Below are 16,653 nucleotides of genomic sequence, written 5' to 3' on the forward strand. Positions count from 1 at the left end.
GAACTCGGCGGGCAGCGGCCCGGGCGTCTCCGCCGCCGTGCAGCGGCCGCCGCGCCGGCCCGGGGCTCCCCTCGGAGGGTGCGGAGTCCGGGCGTCCTCAGGCCGCGAGCGGTTCGTCCGCGAGGAACTCCTCCACGAACTTCAGTGTCCGGCGGTCGAAGTCGGCGTACTGGGCCTCCCGTTCGGCGCCGGCGACCGCGTCGCCGACGAGCAGATTGCCCTCGGCGTCGACGTGCTGCGGTCGCTCCTCCGCGTCGAGGAGCAGGCCCACGGAGGAGTGCGAGAAGCCGCAGTAGGAGGCGATGCCCTCACTCAGGCCGGCCTCAAGGGCAGCCTGCATCCCCTGCACGAGGGGATCGTCGGAGGTGGCGCCGGCGAGGCCGAGCCACAGCATGCGCTTGCCGGCCAGGCGGGGCTTGCTGCGGCCGTAGGCGAACCCGTAGTTCCACACGCGGTCGATCCACCCCTTGAGGACGGCGGGCACGCTCTGCCAGTACACGGGGAAGACGGCGACGACGACATCGGCGTCGAGGATGCGCCGCATATGAGCGCGCGTCTCCTCCGAGTACGTCTTCTCCCGGTCGCCCCAGTCCGGCTGGTCCTCCACGTTCATCCGCGGGTCGAACCCCTCGGCGTGCAGGTCGAGCAGATCGATGCGGTATCCGGCGGCCTCCAGCCGGGCGGCCGCACGGCGGGCGGTGTGTGCGGTGAGGGAATCGCTGCGGTGGTGTGCGACGACCACGAGGGCCGTTCCGGCGTCACTGCTGTGCTGCGACACGGTGTCTCCCGACTGGGTTCGATGTGATGGGGTGAGTCCAGTACAACCGCGGCCGTGTAGATGATCCATGGGAGAAAGTCTCCGAGGCATAGGAGATCGTCTACGATTCCCTCATGGATCCCCTGAGTTCGCTGCTGAGCGGCATCCGGGCCGAGGGCTCGGTCGTCAGCCATGCCGTCCTGAGCGCGCCCTGGACCATCCGCTTCACCGACGGCGCACCGCTCACCATGGTCACCGTGCTGCGTGGGGGAGGCACCCTGCTGCTGCCCGACGGCACCGAGCGGGTGATCACGGCGGGGGACACGGCCGTCGTGCGCGGCCCCGCGCCGTTCCATCTCGCGGACGAGCCCGGCGCCGTCCACCGTCCCCACGCGGAGTACGAGATCCACTGCTTCACCGCGCAGACCCCGTGCTCGGCCCAGGAACTCGGCGGCATCCGCTGGGGCACCGACCCGGACGGAGCCACGGCACTCGTCGTGGGTGCCTACCGGGCCTCGGGCCATCGCCACGAACGGCTCCTGCGCGCGCTGCCGCCCGTCCTGGTCGTCAGCGAGGACGCCGAAGTCTGCGCCTGGCTGGAGAGCGTCGCCGCCGACGCCGCCCGGCTCTCCTCCGGCTCGCAGGCGCTGATGGACCGGCTCCTCGACTGGGCTCTGGTGTGCACGCTGCGCGCCTGGTTCGAGCAGGCGGGCGCCGACGCTCCGAGCTGGTACCGCGGCCTCGCCGACCCGGTCCTCGCACCCGCCCTGCATGCCTTCCACGAGCGGCCCGCCGACACCTGGACGGTCGCGTCGCTGGCCGCGCAGGCCGGCGTCTCCCGGGCGCTGTTCGCCAGACGCTTCACCGAGCTGATGGGCTGTCCGCCCCTCGCCTACGTCACCGAGTGCCGCATGGACGACGCCGAGGCACTCCTGGCCGACACCGACCTCAGCATCGCCCGGATCGCGAAGACCGTCGGCTACGCCGACGCCTTCGGCTTCAGCGCCGCCTTCAAGCGCCACAAGGGCCTGAGCCCCAGCACGTTCCGCGCTGCGGCGGCGTGACCCACGGCGTGCGGCGGCAAGGACGCGGCGTCGCTGCACCGCGTCATCGCGGGCTCCGGTCAGACGTCATCGCGGGGTCGCGTCCTTGGCGACGCAGGCCAGGCGGATCACGTCACGGGTCGGTGGTTTCCGGCTGGTCGGGCGGTTCAGGACCCCGGTGATCTCGTGCGGCTGCACGGTACGGTTCCTCCTCAGCGCAGTTGCTGGGCCAGTCCGACGATGATGCCCTCCGGGCCCCGGAGGTAGCAGAGCAGATAACTGTCCTCGAACCGGGCGATCTCGCCGACGAGTTCGGCGCCATGAGGGCGCAGGCGGGCAACGGTGTCCTCGAGGTCGTCGACGGCGAACATGACGCGGTGCGTGCCCAGGATGTTGTGCGGCCGGTTGCGCGGCCCGGCGCTGATCGCCTCGGGGCTGCGGTACTTCGCCAGCTCGAGCCGGCTGTGACCGTCCGGGGTCCGGACCATCGCGATGTCGCAGCGGACGCCGTCGAGTCCGGTGCACCGGTCGGCGAAGCGGCCCTCGACCTCCGCCCTGCCCTCCAGCTCCATGCCGAGCTCCACGAAGAACGCGATGGCGGCATCCATGTCCTCGACGACGATGCCGACGTTGTCCATCCGCTGAATCGCCATGCTGGTTTCTCCTTCTTCCTCGTGCGGCCGGTGGCGGCCGCCGATGTCCCTGGGACGGAGCCGGTGGCACGTTCTCTGCATCCGCAGGCCGGCTCCGAAGAATCCGGACCGCGCCTCGGCGCCGCTGCGGCAGACCCGCGAGCCGGGCGCCCGTGTCCACGAAGACGATCAGCCGCAGCACGCCGTCCCCGCCCCTCCATCCTTCCTCGACGATTCACAGCGAGCACCGCGCCTCTCCGAACAGGCTCCGGTGGATGCGGCGAGACGGTGGCACTTCCCGCTCCCGGGCTGTCGTTCCGGCCGGTCCGCAGACACGGACACCTGGGCCTCCGCGTTCTCCCGGAACTGCTCGTTGGACGCCCCGCGGACATGGCGGGCATCGCCGTCCTCCTCACGAGTCCCGTCGGCAGCCGCATCACCGGAGCCGTGGTCCCCGTCGACGGCCTTTTTCTCCCGGACCGCGGGCGGCCGTCGGATCCGCTGTCCTCGGCGTCCCCGGGCGCGTGCGGAGCACGGTTTCATCGCGTGACCGGGGTGGCGCCGGTCGCCGCGACGGACAGTTCCCACAGACGTGCGGCCGCGTCGGGGTCGACGGCGTAGGCGCGGACGCCGCCGTCGTCCATGGGCGCGGCGCGGCCCTCGCACGGCGCCCGCCCGGCCCTGCTGCGCCGGATGATCGACCTCCTTGCGCGGAGTCCTCTTCGGAGCTGCGCGTACCCGCTCCCGGAGGACGGTGAAGTCGGGTCCGTCGTCCGGACCGGGGCGGGCAGGGCGGTGCTGACCTCCAGGCGCAGGCTGGCCGGCCCGCAGAACGTCGTCCCCGCGAGGACCGGGATCGAGGACCCGGTGGAGTCCAAGAAGCAGGCCGGCACCTTCAGCCGCCTCCACTCCTCCGGCGGCCGAAGTCCCACGGGCTCCTCGCCTGTCCGCGGCCGGGCGACGCCGTGGACGGCACCCCGTCCACGGCGCCTGCACGCCCTCCTTCCCTCCCCCGCCGCGACTGCCGCTTCGCGCACCCCCGAATCGCACACCGGGCCCGCCCGCGACAAACACGCCGACTGACGTGTCGGTCGTCTGCGGTCCGTCGCCGTTCCCCACTACGGCAGGGGTGCTGTCTGCGGCGACGGTGCGAGGAGTGCCTGGGCGGTGCGGGCGGCCTGGGCGGCCAGGCCCGGGATGCTCGAGGTGATGAACGGGCCGCCGCCGGACAGGTCTCCGACCACGTGCACGCGCGGGTCGGAGGGGACCAGGCCGCCGGACGGGTGGGGTGCGGCCAGACCCGCGGCCGTCAGGGACCGGACCAGGTCGCGGGCCGCCCCGGGGACCGCTTGCGGCGGCGGGTTCACCGCGTTGACGACGATCTCCGCGGTGCGATCGCCGTCGTCACTCCGTATCCGGAACCGCCCCTCCACCGGTTCGATCGCGCGAACGCCCGCAACGACAGAGAGCTGGCCGGACTCCAGAAGGCGCATCAGCACGGCCGCGTTGCCCGGGATCATGGGCGAGGCCACGCTGACAGCCGTGCGGAGGTGACGCCGCAGCCTCACACGGTCGGGCTCGGCCAGCAGCCGCCACGCGTACGGACCGACGGTGTGCGCCGTCTCCTGCAGCACACGGCGGCCGATCCGGGGATCGGCGACGGCGGCCAGCTGCCGCCGGAGCCTCTGGACCGGGTCGTCGGCCTCGGTGGAGAGCAGTTCGGCCGCGAACGCGTCGAAGTCCTCGCCCGCGTGCATGAGTTCCGCGCGCAGCAGGTCGACGAGGTCGTCGAGAGCGACGGTCCCTCGTTCCCGGTGCAGCCGCGCCACGCGTTCGACGGTGACCTGCTGCGGGCGCCGGGCGTCCGGGCGCTGCCAGACATGCGGCAGCACTCCGCTGCGCGAGAGGAGCGCGATCTTCCCCGCGTGCCCGCGCGCGGCGAGCGAAACGACGACGTCCACGGCCGTCAGGCCACTGCCGACGACCGCGACGTCACCCTCGGCCGGAACGCGCCCGAGCGTGTCGGCCAGCGGGTACGGGTCGACCGTGAAGCCGGGACGGCCGGTGAGCGCGTACAGGTCGGGGGGCGCTCCTCCCCCCACGCACAGCACGACGTGGGTGGTCTCGTACTCGTGAGTGTCCTGGCGCGTGACGTCGTGCACGTCGCACGTGCGCAGTACGAGACGGGCCCCGGAACGCACGACCGCCGTGACGCGTCCCGCCACGACACGTACCCGCCAGCCTTGTTCGCCGAGGGCCGCCACGGCCTTCTCGGCCGAGTGCACGAGATACTCGCCGTACAGTGCGCGCGGGACCAGCGGCCGGCCGAGGAGCCCGTCGGTGTGGTCGGCACCCCGCTCACCCAGCCAGGCCGCGTAGTGGCCGAAGTCGCCGCTGCGGATCGACATGATGGCGGGCGGCGCGTTCACCAGCACCGAGTCCAGGTCCGGACCGTACGCCCGTCCCCGCCACAACCGGGGCGACGGCTCGAAGACGGTGACGGTGCCCCTCTCGCCCGCGGCGGTCTTGCCGGTCGTGGCGGCCAGTGCGTCGAGCAGGCCGACCGCCGCCGCACCACCACCGATGATCGCGATGTCCATGCGCTCCCTCTCCGTCGTGTCGTGTGTCACCGACCTTCGGCGACAGCGCGGGAGTGCCCCATCCCCCGCGCACGGGCATTCGGCCCGGAACAACCCCCTCGAACGAGGGGTTGCCGCCGCACGGACGAACGGACACGCTGATCACGAGAGAGAGGACACCCATGACCGACCCACGCCGCCCGGTGCTGTCCGCCGCCGAACGGGCCGCCGACGCGGTGGAGTTGTTCAGTCGTGCCTCGGCGAGGCTGCGGCAGGTGGTGCCGTTCCACTCGGCGGTGTGGACGGCGGCCGACCCGGAGACGGGCCTGATCACGGCGCCGATGCTGGTGGAGGACATCGGTTCCGAGGAGGACTGCGCCGCGTACTGGGAGAGCGAGCTCCTGGAGGAGAACGTCCTGCCGTTCCGCGAGCTGGCCCGGGCGACCGTACCGGCCGCCGGGCTGCGCGCGGCCACCGGTGACCTGCCCGCCCGCAGCACCCGCTTCCGGCGGCTCCTGCTCGGCCAGGGCGTGTTCGACGAACTGCGCGCCGTACTGCGGATCGACGGCCGGCCATGGGGTCTGGTGAGCCTGTTCCGTACCACCGACGCGTTCCGCCCGGACGAGGTCGCGCTGCTCGCCGAGCTCTCCCGCCCGCTGGCCGGGCGGCTGCGCGGCCTCGCCCGGCCGCCCGAGTCCACGCCGCGCACCGAGGCACCCGCGCCCGGGCTGGTCTTCTTCGACGAGTCCGGCGAGGCCACGTCGATGAACGACGAGGCACGGCATCACCTGGCGCTGCTGCCCGAGGGCCCGTCGTTCCCTTCGCCTCTGGGAGTGAAGCTGCCCATCTGGGTGATCGGCGTGGCCTTCCAGGCCCGAGCCATCGCCGACGGCCGCGACCACGGCAGCGCCCGGGTACGCATACGGACCACCGAAGGCCGCTGGCTGGTCTGCCACGCCTCCTGCCTCACCGGCCCCGCCGGCAAGCCCGGCCCGGTGGCCCTCGTCATCGAGCCCGCGACACCCGCCGACCTGGCGGTCCTCATCGCCGACGCCTACGCCCTCACGCCGCGCGAGTTGCAGATCACCCAGCTCCTCGCCCGCGGCATGACCACGGCCGAGATCGCCGCCACGCTGGTCATCTCACCGCACACGGTCCGCGACCACCTCAAGACCGTCTTCGCCAAAGCCGGTGTCTCCAGCCGAGGCGAACTGGTCGCCCGCCTCTTCACCGACCACTACTGGCCCGCCCTGCCGGCCCCCACGCCCCTGCGGCGCTCCGGCCGCCCCGCCGCCCGGGCGCGGATCCCCCGCCTCTGACATCCGTAAGGCGGCCCGAAGGCCGGGAGGCGTTCTTCGCGCACGGGCTGGGCGGGGGCATGTCCACTCGTCCGGGCCGCGTCTCAGCGGCTCGCGTCGAGCTGCGTGACGATCGAGGCGGGTGTGTGGCCGCTCCCGTCGGACAGGCGGTGGAAGTCGACGGAGACGTAGTTCGGTTCGCGGCCACCGGTGGCGGTCCGGCACTGGTCGGCGATGCGGTTTCTCAGCTTGGTGCCGTTGTCCTGGGCCGCGGTCAGGACGGTGGGTACGTTGCGGTGGTGGCTCATCAGGAACAGGCGTCGGAATCCCGGCTCCTGGCGGTCCAGGGGAACGTCGGGCCAGCGGCTGACGCAGGTCAGGTCGTTGCCCAGGTCTCCGAGGCTCCAGAAGTTGCTCACCGTCCAGGACCTGTCGTACATGACACCCAGATGCTCGCGGTCGGGCCGGTCGGAGAAGACCAGCAGCCGCTTGCCGGAGGTGACGAGGTCGGCCACCTTCGGCCAGCCGTTCTGCCTGACGCCCCAGTCGTCGGGGCGGAACAGCATCTCCTGCAGGCCCCTGACCCGGCCGAGGGACTGGCGCAACTGGTCGGCGCTGACGTAGTCCTCGAGGAAGACGGTCACGACTTCCTGCGGGTGGGTGCCGAGGAAGTCCACGACCGTCTGCATCGTCGAGTGGAACGACTGCCGGGGCAGGGCGTACGTGGCGCCGGCGAACGTCTTGCAGCCGCCGTGGCACAGATACACGTCGCTGGGGTAGCAGTCGCTGCCGAAGCTGATGACGCACAGCCAGGTACTGCGTTCGTACCAGTGTGTGTCCAGGCTCAGACCTCGGACGCCGTTGTCGAGCTGGGCGCGTACGGACTCCGACTGGTTCACCGAACTCCAGCGGGCGTCTTCGTAGTTGGTGAAGGCGTTGTGGGTGGTGAGGAAGGAGACCTCGTCGACACGCCGGTCCCCCCAGCGGGCGGTGGCCGCCGCGGAGGGGGAGGACCCGGCCCGGACGGACGCCGAGGGCGTGGACGGGGCCGAAGGCGCGGCGGCCGCGGTGCTCGCGATGCCCAGCAGGGCGAGCAGCAGGAGGAGCGCGAGCGAGCGCCGACGCGCTCTTTGTGACATGGTCATGTCCATCATGGGCGGAGGCTAGCGCGCGGCCCGCGAATAAGCTCTCCCGAGGGCGCGTATGACCGGATTCATATGGCTTCGCCGTCCCCCCTGCCCGCCGTCCCCCCCCTGCCCGCCGTCCCTCCTGTCCGCCGGGCCGCGGGCCCGCGCACCGACGAGCCGGTGAAGGCGCTGCACGATGCCCTTCGCCCACCGTGGCCGTGACGGCGGCTTCGCCGCGCTGGGCGCCACCACCGATGGCCTCGCTCCGGCCGTCGGCGTTCCGGGCCCGGTGCGAGGCCATGGTGATGTCGCCCCGTCCTCGGACGGCGTGGGACGTCGGCCACTCCTGGACGCCCAGGGGTGACTCCTTCTCGTCACAGGGGTCGTGGAAAACTCACCCCATGACTTCAAGTCCCATTGCCCGTACGGCTGCACGGACCACGTTCGTCGCCCTCGCCTCGCTCCTTCTGCCCGGCTGCGGCCTCGGCACTTCCGGAAGTGACGGTCAGGCGGGCTTTGTGACGGGCGCGGACGGCATCGCAAGGGTTGCCGCAGGAGAACGGAATCCCGTCGGCTCGATCAAGGGCGAGACCGTCGACGGCGGGCACCTCGATGTCACCCGTTTCAAGGGCAAGGTCGTTGTCATCAATGTCTGGGGTTCCTGGTGCCCGCCGTGCCGGGCCGAAGCCCCGTACCTGAACCAGGTTGCCAAGGAGACGAAGCCGAAGGGTGTCGAATTCTTCGGCATCAACACCCGTGACGGCGAGAAGACTCAGGCCAAGGCATTCGAGGACGAAGCCCGTATTTCCTATCCGAGTCTGTACGACCCGATCGGGAAGACACTCATGTCGGGCTTCCCCAAGGGGACGGTGAGTCTTCAAGGGCTCCCGGTCACTGTTGTCCTGGACCGGGAAGGGAAGACGGCGGCCAGGGTGTTCGGTGGGGTCGACAGAGAAAAGTTGCACATGATGATCGACCCCGTGCTCAAAGAAGGCTGACCGGTCCAGCCCTTCATTTCCGCTTGACGGCGCGACGGACGAGCTCCTGTTCCGCCGTCACGGTCATGTCGAACACAGGCTCCTGTAGCCTCCGGCGTATGTCCTCCGAGCTGGACCAGTCAGCGATCGACGAGGTCGCGGCCCGGATCGACGGCGAGTTGGTCGGGCTGCGCCGCGCGCTCCACCGCTGTCCCGAACTCGCCGGTGGCGAGCGGCGTACCGCGGCTCTCGTCGCCGAGCGGCTTCGCGCCGCAGGTCTGGCCGTCACGACCGGCGTGGGCGGTCACGGCGTGGTGGCCGTGCTCAGCGGTGCAGGCCCGGGGCCGACCGTCGCCTACCGGGCCGACATGGACGCCGTCGACGAAGACGAGCAGTACGCAGGCGAATTCGCGTCACAGGTTCCCGGAGCGGCCCATCTGTGCGGCCACGATCTGCACACGGCGATCGGGGTGGGAATCGCCGAAGTCCTCGCGCAACTGCGGGAGCGGCTGAACGGCAAGGTGGTACTGCTGTTCCAGCCCGCCGAGGAGACCCTCGCCGGGGCCCGCGCCATGCTTGAGGACGGCGTCCTCGAGCGGACCGCACCGCAGGAGATCTACGCGCTGCACTGCGGTCCGCTGCCGGTCGGCACGCTCGCGGTCATGCCGGGCACGGGGCTCCCGGGGCAGGACCGGTTCCGGATCGAACTGTCGGGATCCGCGGCCGGAGACGCCGGGAAGCGGCTGACCGACCTGATCGACGGATTCTCGACGATCCGCCATCCGCAGTCACCCGGAGAGTTCCAGCAGCTGCTCGAAGACCTGCGGACGCCGGACGGCCCGTTGGAACGCTTCGTCTTCGCACGATCCCAACTGACCTGGACCGACGAACGCGCGGAGGTACGGGCCTGGTTGCGGGCCTGGCCCGACAGCCGGTACGCCGAGATCAGGGACGAGCTGCGGAGCGCGGTGGACGCCCTGCCCGACGCCCGGATCACCTTCCAAGGGCCGCCTTTCCCCGCCATGGTGTGCTCTCCCGAGCTCAGCGAGGCGGCGGCCGCACACCTGCGTGGCGTTCTCGGCGCCCACGCCGTCATGGTGCAGCATGCGGCCTTTCCCTTCAACGGCGAGGACTTCGCACTGTTCCTGCAGCGTCTGCCCGGAGCGATGTTCATCCTCGGCGTCGCCGACCCGGAAGCGGGGCTCAACGGGATACCGCACAGCCCGGACTTCGCTGCTGACGAAACCGCCATCGGGGTCGGCGTGCGGTCGATGGCGGGATTCCTGTCCAGCCGGCTCGCCGCCCTCGCCTGAACCACAGCAACTGTGCCTGTGGCAGTCGGCCGTCCCACCTCACCAGTGCGGGGCGGGAAACGACTCACCGGCTGGGCGACGCCCCGCGACGACTCCGGTGCCGCTTGCGCGCGGCGTTCTGCTGACGGCCCGATCACGCCTGGGGTGCCGGCCTGTCAGAGGCCGGTCTCGAAACAGTCGGCGGCAGCGACGGCAGAGCAGTCGGCAACTGCGCCGCGGACGGGCCCGGGGCCTGCGGGACATGGTGAGGCCGGCCGCAGGTGCCGGCCCTGGGCCGGAGTCAGGCGCGGGCTAGCTCGGCGGCGCCGAAGGAGACGTCGAAACGGTCGCACCAGATGCTGACACTGGTGTACCGGACGGGGTCGATGTCCTCGGGCAGGACGTAGTTCTGGCTGCCCTTGTTGCCTTTGAGCTTGCCGAGGCTGACATGTCGGCCGTCGTCGAAGACGCGCCAGCCGGCCCTGCCTGCTTTCACCGGTGCGTCGGTGAGCCACACACGCAGATCGGGGCCGTTGCTGGTGTCGAGGTTCTCCAGCCGGACGAGGTGGGAGCCGTCGGCCAGCCGTACGAGCTTCACCGTGCCCGTTGTCGCGTGTTCGTGGCTGATCAGCTCACCGCTCGCCAGTGTCTGCGGTCCCTCCGGCGCGGTGGATGCCAGGGAGGGTGCCGCCGCAGGGGGAGCGGAGGTTTCTCCGACCTGGGGCAGCGCTTCCTGGACCGTCTTGTCCTGCCACAGTTTCCACGGCTGGAACCAGTACAGTCCGAAGCCGGCACCGGCGACCGCGACCACCAGTCCCGTGATGACCAGCGGCCTGGTCAGTGCCTTCCGCACGCGCCTCATCCTCGCCTCGCCTTCCGGGAGCCTGTCCGTCCCGCCCCATTCAACGGGAGCGGGGGACCGTCCCGCATCCTTCAGCGGATGACGAAATCCTTACGCCCGCAGCCCCCTGAGCGGTGCTCAGAGCTTCCCTTTCCCGGGCCAGGGCTCACCACCCGGTGTGCAGCAGATGATTGAGGAGAAGCGCGAGCACTGCCTGGGCGGCGAGCCAGGCGCGGGGACGGGCGAGGAGGGCGCAGGACGGCAGGAGCCAGATCGCGAAGGGAAGCCAGATGCGTTCCGTCTCCGCCTTGCTCATGCCGGACAGATCGGCGACGAGCAGGGCGAGCAGCGCGGCGGCGACGAGGAGCGCGAGGCGGGAAGTGCCGCGCGCCGGGGACGCACGCCGCAGCAGGACCGTTCCCGCGCGGCGCAGCCCCGCCACCGTCGCCAGTCCCGTGACGAGCACCGTGCAGGCGAGGTTGGCCCACACCCAGTAGCCGTACGGGCGTACACCGCCCGCGCCCTGCCGGTACCGGGTGACCAGCAGCCGGTACGCCTCCCACCAGTCGAACCCGGCGAAGGTGAACACCGCCGGCACGACGGCCGCTCCGGCGAGCAGTGCCACCAGCAGCACCGGCCGCTCCCGTACACCGCGCCGCCCGAGCCACAGCACCGCCGCAGCGATCAGCGCGACGAGGGTGAGGCCGTAGGAGAGGTAGCAGGTCAGGCCGAACAGCAGCCCCGCCGTCCCGGCGGAGGCCGGGGACCCCCTGGTGACGGCCAGCGCGAGCAGGGCCACCGCCCAGGCCGCCACCGCCGCGAAGTACGCGTCCGCCGAGGTGCCCATCCACACCGCGGCCGGGGCAAGCACCAGGAAGGGGGCCGCGCGCCGGGCCAGGTGCTCGTCGGCCAGGGCGCGGACGGTCACCAGGACCGCCACGCAGGCCGTCGCCCCCACGGTGATGCACCAGACGCCGGCCCAGCCACCGCCCCGCAGGCCGATCCGGTCGAGCAGGACGAAGGTGAGTGTGGCCGCCGGGGGGTGGCCGGCGACGTGGGCGGGCCAGTTGTCGGGGGAGTGGAGCAGGATGTGGTGGGTGAAGTCCCGCAGACCGGCCGGGAGGTCGTCGAAGCGGCCGATGACCTGGAGGTATTCGTGGCGGGTGGTGAGGCGCACGGCGATGCCGCGCCGCCAGCCGTCGACCAGGGCGAGGGAGAAGGTCCAGGCCAGTGCGGTGGCCCAGGCCACCGGGAGCAGGGCCCGCCAGGGGAGACGGGCCGCGAGAGCCGGGCCGTACGCCACGACCGCGGCCGCGACGAGCAGGGCCGCCGGGGTGCCGGGGCCCAGGTGCGGCTCCCAGGACGCCAGCAGCGGGGGCCAGCCGACGCGGAGCGTGTGGGAGGTGTCCTGGATGTGGCGGCCGATCAGCACGGCGGCCGTCACCAGGGCGACGGCGGCCCCGGCGGCGTACAGGTCACGGCGGGTGCCGTGCGAGGGGCCGTCCGGGCTCGGGGTGCGCGGCTCGGCGGAGGGCACTGTGTGGGTCACACGGGAACGCTAGGCCGGGCGGGCGTCCCCGCAGCGCCGTCCGGGCCGGACGTCAGCGTTTCGTCACAGGTCGGAGAGCCGTTCCGGGGAGGGTTGCGGCCTACGGTCGGTCCATGCGAGATGATCCGCGGCTCCCGACCTCCCCCCGTTTCTGGCGCAGCCCGCTGCGCGGTCCCTGGTTCACCTCCGTGCTGGGCGTCGTCCTGCTCGCCGGTGTCACCGTGCTGTTCGTGACCGGCCTGGTCTCCTACGCCGCCTACAACCCGGACCTGTCGCCGGTGAACGACAAGACCCCGGACAAGGGAATTCTCGGCTTCTACCTGTTCGACTGGCCGACGGACCCGCCCTGGCTGTACCGGCTCACCCAGGGCGTCCACGTCACGCTCGGCATCACTTTGATCCCCGTCCTGCTGGCCAAGCTCTGGTCGGTGGTGCCGAGGCTGTTCGCGCTGCCTCCGGTCCGTTCTCTCGCGCACGCGCTGGAGCGGGTGTCGCTGGTGCTGCTGGTCGGCGGAGGGCTGTTCGAGTTCGTGACCGGGGTCCTGAACGTCCAGCTCGACTACGTCTTCCCGGGCTCCTTCTATCCGCTGCACTTCTACGGCGCGTGGGTGTTCTTCGCTGCCTTCGTGGCCCACGCGCTGCTGAAGACACCGACGGCGCTGCGCAACCTGCGCGGACTGCGCGAGGAACGGGACGATCTGGTGGCACCGCTCCCCGCCGAGCCGACCGTCTCCCGGCGAGGCGCGCTGTGGTTCGTCGGGGGCGGCTCGCTGCTGCTGTTCGCCACGACGGTGGGGCAGAACTTCGACGGCCTGCGCCGCACCGCGCTGCTCACGCCGCACGGCTGGGCCGACCCCGGCAGCGGTCCGAACGGCTTCCAGATCAACAAGACCGCCGCGTACGCCGGCATCGACCCGGCGGACACGGGCGAGGACGCCTGGCGGCTGGTCGTCACCGGACGCACCGGCACCGTCCGCCTCAGCCGCGCCCAGCTCGCCGAACTCCCCCTGCACAGCTCGGCGCTGCCCATCGCCTGCGTCGAGGGCTGGTCCACCTCCGACCAGTGGTGGCGGGGCGTACGTCTGCGGGACCTCGCCGCGCTCGTCGGTTACGACGACGACCCGCCGGACGTGTTCGTGGAGTCCCTCCAGCTGCACGGTGCCTTCCGCCGCGCGGCCCTGCGGGCCAACCAGGTCGCCGACCCGCGCTCGCTGCTCGCCCTGTACGTCAACGGTGAGGACCTGTCCCCCGACCACGGCCACCCGGCCCGGGTGATCGTGCCCGCCGCACCGGGTGTGCTGAACACCAAGTGGGTGGCCCGGCTGACCTTCGGAGACCTGTGATGCGCCCGCCCCGGATCCCGCTCGGCAGCCCCTTCCAGCTGCTTGTGCTCGCCGCGTCGTTCGCCCTCGCCGCCTACGCGGGAGTACGCCTGCTGGCCGACGACTGGCTCGGCGTCTGTCTGTGGCTGGTCGGGGCCGCGCTGCTGCACGACCTGGTGCTGCTGCCCCTGTACGCGGCCGCCGACCGGGCGGTCACGGGCGGACTCGGCGCGGTCGGCCGCCGGGACCGGACGATGTACGTCCGCGTCCCGGCGGCTCTGTCGGGCCTGCTGCTGCTCGTGTGGTTCCCGCTGATCGGCGGGATGGTGGACCGGCGCTACCGCCTGGGCACGGGACTGTCCCCGGAGGGCTTCCTCGCCCGCTGGCTGCTGATCACCGCGGTCCTCTTCGCGGGCTCGGCGCTGCTCCTGGCGCTGCGGCTGCGCAGGGCGACGAAGCGGCGTCCGCCGGCCGTCCACTGACCGGCCCGCCCCCAGCCCCGCGCGTACCGCAGGAGGGCCGGGGTGCCGAGCCGTGCCCAGGGGAAGGGGGCGCCTGCGCTGTCGCGGGCGTCGGTGATGCGGACATGGACGCGCTCGTCGACGTCGACCACGGCGGTCTCGACGAGCAGCAGTCCGCCGGGCCGCAGCAGCACCGCCGCCCGCTCCAGCAGCGCGGCCGGGTCGCCCCCGATGCCGATGTTGCCGTCCATCAGCAGGACGGTGTCCCAGCGGCCCTCGCCGGGCAGCGGGTCGAAGACCGAGCGCCGCAGCGCCTGGCCCCCGAGCAGCACCGTGTGTTCGACGGCGGCCTCGCTCACGTCGATGCCGAGGGCGGTCCGGCCCCGGGCGGCGAGCTCGGCGACCAGACGCCCCGGTCCGCAGCCGACGTCCAGTACGGCGCCCGCGCACCGGTCCAGCACCTCCAGATCGACCGTGTCCGCACGCGCGCACCACCGTTCCACCTCCAGCGGCAGCAGCCAGCCGTCGGCGCGGCGCAGGAACAGCGGCCCGTGTCCGGTGTGCAGGGCGGCGGCGTAGGCATCGGCGGCCGCCCACGGCGGCACGGTGGTGCTCATCGCCCGCCCGCCGCCGCGCCGCACCGGCCGAGGCACGCGGCGAACCGGCCGAACGGGGCGAGCGCGGCGACCGCGTGGGCGTCGGCGGCCGTGTCGACGTCCCGCAGCCGGGGCAGGTCGCGCACCCGCATCCCGGCGGCGACGAGCCGTTCCCGCTGCACGGCTCCGGTGACCGGTGTCGACATGGGCACGCCCCGCAGCAGCGCGGGGTCGGGCCGGACCAGGCCCAGGGCCCAGAAACCACCGTCCTCGGCCGGGCCGAAGCAGGCGTCGCAGTCGGAGAAGTCCACGGTGAGCAGCTCGGGCGTCACCTGGGGGGTGTCCATCCCGATGAGCAGGGCGGGGCCGGCGCAGTCCCCGAAGGCGGCCGCCAGCCGCTCGTCCAGCCCGCCCGCGCACTGGGGTACGACGTCGAACCCGGGTGGCAGCCAGGGGCCGGGGGAGCCGTCGAGGACGAGGACCCTGCGCGAGGCCGGAGCGGCGGCCACGGCGCGCAGACTGTCGGCGAGGGCCGCCTCCGCGAGTTCCGCCGCCTCCTGAGGCGTGAACGGCGGGGTGAGCCGGGTCTTGACCCGGCCCGGCAGCGGTTCCTTGGCGATGACGATCAGTGTGGTCACCGCGTGCTCCCCTCATGGAGCGGAGACTCCTGGAGGACGCGGCTCATGTCCCGCACCGCCTGCCAGGTGCCCCGCCAGGTGCCGGTCACCTTCGAGGCGCCGGAGCGCGGGAGATACGGCACGTCGTGCTCGGCGATCCGCCAGCCCGCGTCGGCGGCCCGCACCACCATCTGCAGCGGGTAGCCGCTGCGCCGGTCGGTGAGGCCGAGCCCGAGCAGCGCCTCGCGGCGGACGGCGCGCAGCGGCCCGAGGTCGTGCAGACGCAGGCCGGTGCGGCGGTGCAGCAGGCGGGCGAGCACCAGGTTCCCGGCGCGGGCGTGGGCGGGCCAGACCCCCCTGGCACGGGGGCGGCGCCGCCCGAGGACCAGGTCGGCGCCGCCCGAGCGGATCTCGTCGACGAAGGGCACGAGCAGCGACGGGTCCAGGGAGGCGTCGCAGTCGCAGAAGCAGACGACCTCCGCGGTGGCGGCCGTCAGGCCCGCGTGGCAGGCGGCGCCGAATCCCCTGCGGGGCTCGTGCACGACCTGCGCGCCGAGATCGTGCGCGATCTGCGCGGACCGGTCGGTGGAGCCGTTGTCCACGACGAGCGCCCGCCAGCCGGCCGGGATCCGCGCGAGGACCCAGGGCAGGGCCTCGGCCTCGTTCAGACAGGGAAGGACGACGTCGACGGCTGGGTGTGGTGAGTGGGTCACGGCTTTCACCCTACGAACGCGAAGGGTGCATATCGGGCTTCCGCTCCTTACGAAACGCGGACGTCGGGCGGCCGGGCGCGGCCGGGTGCGGTGTGCCGGTCGGCATGGTGCCAGGCTGGAGGCATGCAGCAGCCGTACGAGCCCGCCAGGGCACGAACCGGGCCCCCTCGCGCGCGGGTCCTGGTCGTCGACGACGACCCGACCGTCTCCGAGGTGGTCGCCGGATACCTCGACCGCGCCGGCCACCTCGTGGACCGGGCCGACGACGGGCCCGCCGCCCTGGCCCGGGCCGGTGAACACCGGCCCGACCTGGTGGTCCTGGACCTCATGCTGCCCGGCATGGACGGACTGGAGGTCTGCCGCCGACTGCGCGAACGGGGACCCGTGCCGGTCATCATGCTCACCGCCCGCGGCGACGAGGACGACCGCATCCTCGGCCTGGAGGTCGGCGCCGACGACTACGTCACCAAGCCCTTCAGCCCCAGGGAACTCGTCCTGCGGGTGGAGTCCGTGCTGCGCCGCTCCCGCCCCGACACCGGCACGCCTGCGCTGCGGGCCGCCGGCCTCGCCCTCGACCCCGCGGCCCGCAGAGCCACCCGTCACGGCATCGAACTCTCCCTGACCATGAGGGAGTTCGACCTGCTCTCCTTCTTCCTTGCCCATCCCGGGCGGGCGTTCAGCCGGGAGGATCTGATGCGCGAGGTGTGGGGCTGGGACTTCGGCGACCTGTCCACCGTCACCGTCCACGTCCGGCGGCTGCGTGGCAAGGTGGAGGACGACCCGGCCCGGCCGCGCCTGATCCAGACCGTCTGGGGCGTGGGCTACCGCTTCGAACCGGGAGGTGAGTGA

At 72.5% G+C, this 16,653-nt stretch carries 15 protein-coding genes and 1 pseudogene; 6 read left to right on the forward strand and 10 right to left on the reverse strand.

Translation table 11 applies throughout. The features are described from left to right. Positions 1 to 97: 97 nt before the first annotated feature. Positions 98 to 778 (reverse strand): NAD(P)H oxidoreductase, encoded by a 681-nt coding sequence (locus ACIQGV_RS10190; protein ID WP_402492911.1) that lies wholly within the window; start codon positions 776 to 778, stop codon positions 98 to 100. Positions 779 to 891: 113 nt separating this feature from the next. Here ACIQGV_RS10190 and ACIQGV_RS10195 point away from each other — a divergent pair, with 113 nt between their 5' ends. Further along, positions 892 to 1,821: an AraC family transcriptional regulator gene (locus tag ACIQGV_RS10195; RefSeq protein ID WP_402492913.1), complete on the forward strand. Its 930-nt coding sequence runs from the start codon at positions 892 to 894 to the stop codon at positions 1,819 to 1,821. Between the two features lie 191 nt (positions 1,822 to 2,012). On the opposite strand, the gene ACIQGV_RS10200 is transcribed toward ACIQGV_RS10195, so the two are convergent. The 3 genes and pseudogenes from ACIQGV_RS10200 to ACIQGV_RS10210 all read right to left on the reverse strand — a co-directional run bounded on the left by ACIQGV_RS10200 (position 2,013) and on the right by ACIQGV_RS10210 (position 5,032). Further along, a complete protein-coding gene (locus tag ACIQGV_RS10200) occupies positions 2,013 to 2,453 on the reverse strand; it encodes a VOC family protein (protein WP_402492914.1) in 441 nt (146 codons plus the stop codon). Between the two features lie 518 nt (positions 2,454 to 2,971). Beyond that, positions 2,972 to 3,079: pseudogene (locus tag ACIQGV_RS10205) on the reverse strand (oxidoreductase); the annotation flags it as partial. Between the two features lie 471 nt (positions 3,080 to 3,550). Then, complete coding sequence (locus ACIQGV_RS10210; protein WP_402492916.1) at positions 3,551 to 5,032, reverse strand: FAD/NAD(P)-binding protein; 1,482 nt, start codon at positions 5,030 to 5,032, stop codon at positions 3,551 to 3,553. A 161-nt stretch (positions 5,033 to 5,193) separates the two neighbouring features. Here ACIQGV_RS10210 and ACIQGV_RS10215 point away from each other — a divergent pair, with 161 nt between their 5' ends. Next, on the forward strand, positions 5,194 to 6,330 hold the full coding sequence (locus ACIQGV_RS10215; RefSeq protein WP_402492918.1) for a LuxR C-terminal-related transcriptional regulator: 1,137 nt from the start codon (positions 5,194 to 5,196) through the stop codon (positions 6,328 to 6,330). A gap of 83 nt (positions 6,331 to 6,413) precedes the next feature. On the opposite strand, the gene ACIQGV_RS10220 is transcribed toward ACIQGV_RS10215, so the two are convergent. Beyond that, a complete protein-coding gene (locus tag ACIQGV_RS10220) occupies positions 6,414 to 7,463 on the reverse strand; it encodes a PI-PLC domain-containing protein (protein ID WP_402492920.1) in 1,050 nt (349 codons plus the stop codon). A 374-nt stretch (positions 7,464 to 7,837) separates the two neighbouring features. Here ACIQGV_RS10220 and ACIQGV_RS10225 point away from each other — a divergent pair, with 374 nt between their 5' ends. After that, complete coding sequence (locus tag ACIQGV_RS10225) at positions 7,838 to 8,434, forward strand: TlpA family protein disulfide reductase (protein WP_402492922.1); 597 nt, start codon at positions 7,838 to 7,840, stop codon at positions 8,432 to 8,434. Between the two features lie 98 nt (positions 8,435 to 8,532). Continuing rightward, positions 8,533 to 9,726, forward strand: coding sequence for a M20 family metallopeptidase (locus ACIQGV_RS10230; protein WP_402492924.1), 1,194 nt, complete (start codon positions 8,533 to 8,535; stop codon positions 9,724 to 9,726). 280 nt (positions 9,727 to 10,006) lie between these two features. Here the strand turns inward: ACIQGV_RS10230 and ACIQGV_RS10235 are convergent, their stop codons facing one another. Both ACIQGV_RS10235 and ACIQGV_RS10240 read right to left on the reverse strand, forming a co-directional pair. Next, complete coding sequence (locus ACIQGV_RS10235) at positions 10,007 to 10,567, reverse strand: DM13 domain-containing protein (protein WP_402492925.1); 561 nt, start codon at positions 10,565 to 10,567, stop codon at positions 10,007 to 10,009. A gap of 145 nt (positions 10,568 to 10,712) precedes the next feature. Beyond that, positions 10,713 to 12,083, reverse strand: coding sequence for a hypothetical protein (locus ACIQGV_RS10240; RefSeq protein WP_402493195.1), 1,371 nt, complete (start codon positions 12,081 to 12,083; stop codon positions 10,713 to 10,715). 125 nt (positions 12,084 to 12,208) lie between these two features. Here ACIQGV_RS10240 and ACIQGV_RS10245 point away from each other — a divergent pair, with 125 nt between their 5' ends. Continuing rightward, positions 12,209 to 13,438, forward strand: coding sequence for a molybdopterin-dependent oxidoreductase (locus tag ACIQGV_RS10245; protein WP_402492927.1), 1,230 nt, complete (start codon positions 12,209 to 12,211; stop codon positions 13,436 to 13,438). A gap of 316 nt (positions 13,439 to 13,754) precedes the next feature. Here the strand turns inward: ACIQGV_RS10245 and ACIQGV_RS10250 are convergent, their stop codons facing one another. From ACIQGV_RS10250 to ACIQGV_RS10260, 3 genes are read right to left on the reverse strand one after another with little or no spacing between them, the layout of a single operon-like run. Continuing rightward, entirely contained in the window at positions 13,755 to 14,495 is a 741-nt protein-coding gene (locus ACIQGV_RS10250; RefSeq protein WP_402492929.1) for a class I SAM-dependent methyltransferase, read from the reverse strand. Beyond that, positions 14,492 to 15,112, reverse strand: coding sequence for a DUF2064 domain-containing protein (locus tag ACIQGV_RS10255; RefSeq protein ID WP_402492930.1), 621 nt, complete (start codon positions 15,110 to 15,112; stop codon positions 14,492 to 14,494). Before ACIQGV_RS10255 ends, ACIQGV_RS10250 begins: the two co-directional genes overlap by 4 nt. Then, complete coding sequence (locus ACIQGV_RS10260; RefSeq protein ID WP_402492931.1) at positions 15,109 to 15,813, reverse strand: glycosyltransferase family 2 protein; 705 nt, start codon at positions 15,811 to 15,813, stop codon at positions 15,109 to 15,111. The genes ACIQGV_RS10255 and ACIQGV_RS10260 overlap by 4 nt, the downstream gene beginning before the upstream one ends. Positions 15,814 to 15,927: 114 nt before the next feature. Between ACIQGV_RS10260 and ACIQGV_RS10265 the strand changes: the two genes are divergently transcribed. Further along, on the forward strand, positions 15,928 to 16,653 hold the full coding sequence (locus ACIQGV_RS10265) for a response regulator transcription factor (protein WP_402492933.1): 726 nt from the start codon (positions 15,928 to 15,930) through the stop codon (positions 16,651 to 16,653).

Origin of the sequence: Streptomyces sp. NPDC093094, from assembly GCF_044754345.1 — a bacterium.
GTDB lineage: Bacteria > Actinomycetota > Actinomycetes > Streptomycetales > Streptomycetaceae > Streptomyces.

What these genes read in the sequence shown, in the direction of transcription:
- ACIQGV_RS10215 (WP_402492918.1), top strand. Translation starts at nt 5,194, where the DNA reads ATGACCGACCCACGCCGCCCGGTGCTGTCCGCCGCCGAACGGGCCGCC.
- ACIQGV_RS10245 (WP_402492927.1), top strand. Translation starts at nt 12,209, where the DNA reads ATGCGAGATGATCCGCGGCTCCCGACCTCCCCCCGTTTCTGGCGCAGC.
- ACIQGV_RS10235 (WP_402492925.1), bottom strand. Translation starts at nt 10,567, where the DNA reads ATGAGGCGCGTGCGGAAGGCACTGACCAGGCCGCTGGTCATCACGGGA.
- ACIQGV_RS10250 (WP_402492929.1), bottom strand. Translation starts at nt 14,495, where the DNA reads ATGAGCACCACCGTGCCGCCGTGGGCGGCCGCCGATGCCTACGCCGCC.
- ACIQGV_RS10265 (WP_402492933.1), top strand. Translation starts at nt 15,928, where the DNA reads ATGCAGCAGCCGTACGAGCCCGCCAGGGCACGAACCGGGCCCCCTCGC.
- ACIQGV_RS10195 (WP_402492913.1), top strand. Translation starts at nt 892, where the DNA reads ATGGATCCCCTGAGTTCGCTGCTGAGCGGCATCCGGGCCGAGGGCTCG.
- ACIQGV_RS10225 (WP_402492922.1), top strand. Translation starts at nt 7,838, where the DNA reads ATGACTTCAAGTCCCATTGCCCGTACGGCTGCACGGACCACGTTCGTC.
- ACIQGV_RS10200 (WP_402492914.1), bottom strand. Translation starts at nt 2,453, where the DNA reads ATGGCGATTCAGCGGATGGACAACGTCGGCATCGTCGTCGAGGACATG.
- ACIQGV_RS10220 (WP_402492920.1), bottom strand. Translation starts at nt 7,463, where the DNA reads ATGATGGACATGACCATGTCACAAAGAGCGCGTCGGCGCTCGCTCGCG.
- ACIQGV_RS10210 (WP_402492916.1), bottom strand. Translation starts at nt 5,032, where the DNA reads ATGGACATCGCGATCATCGGTGGTGGTGCGGCGGCGGTCGGCCTGCTC.
- ACIQGV_RS10230 (WP_402492924.1), top strand. Translation starts at nt 8,533, where the DNA reads ATGTCCTCCGAGCTGGACCAGTCAGCGATCGACGAGGTCGCGGCCCGG.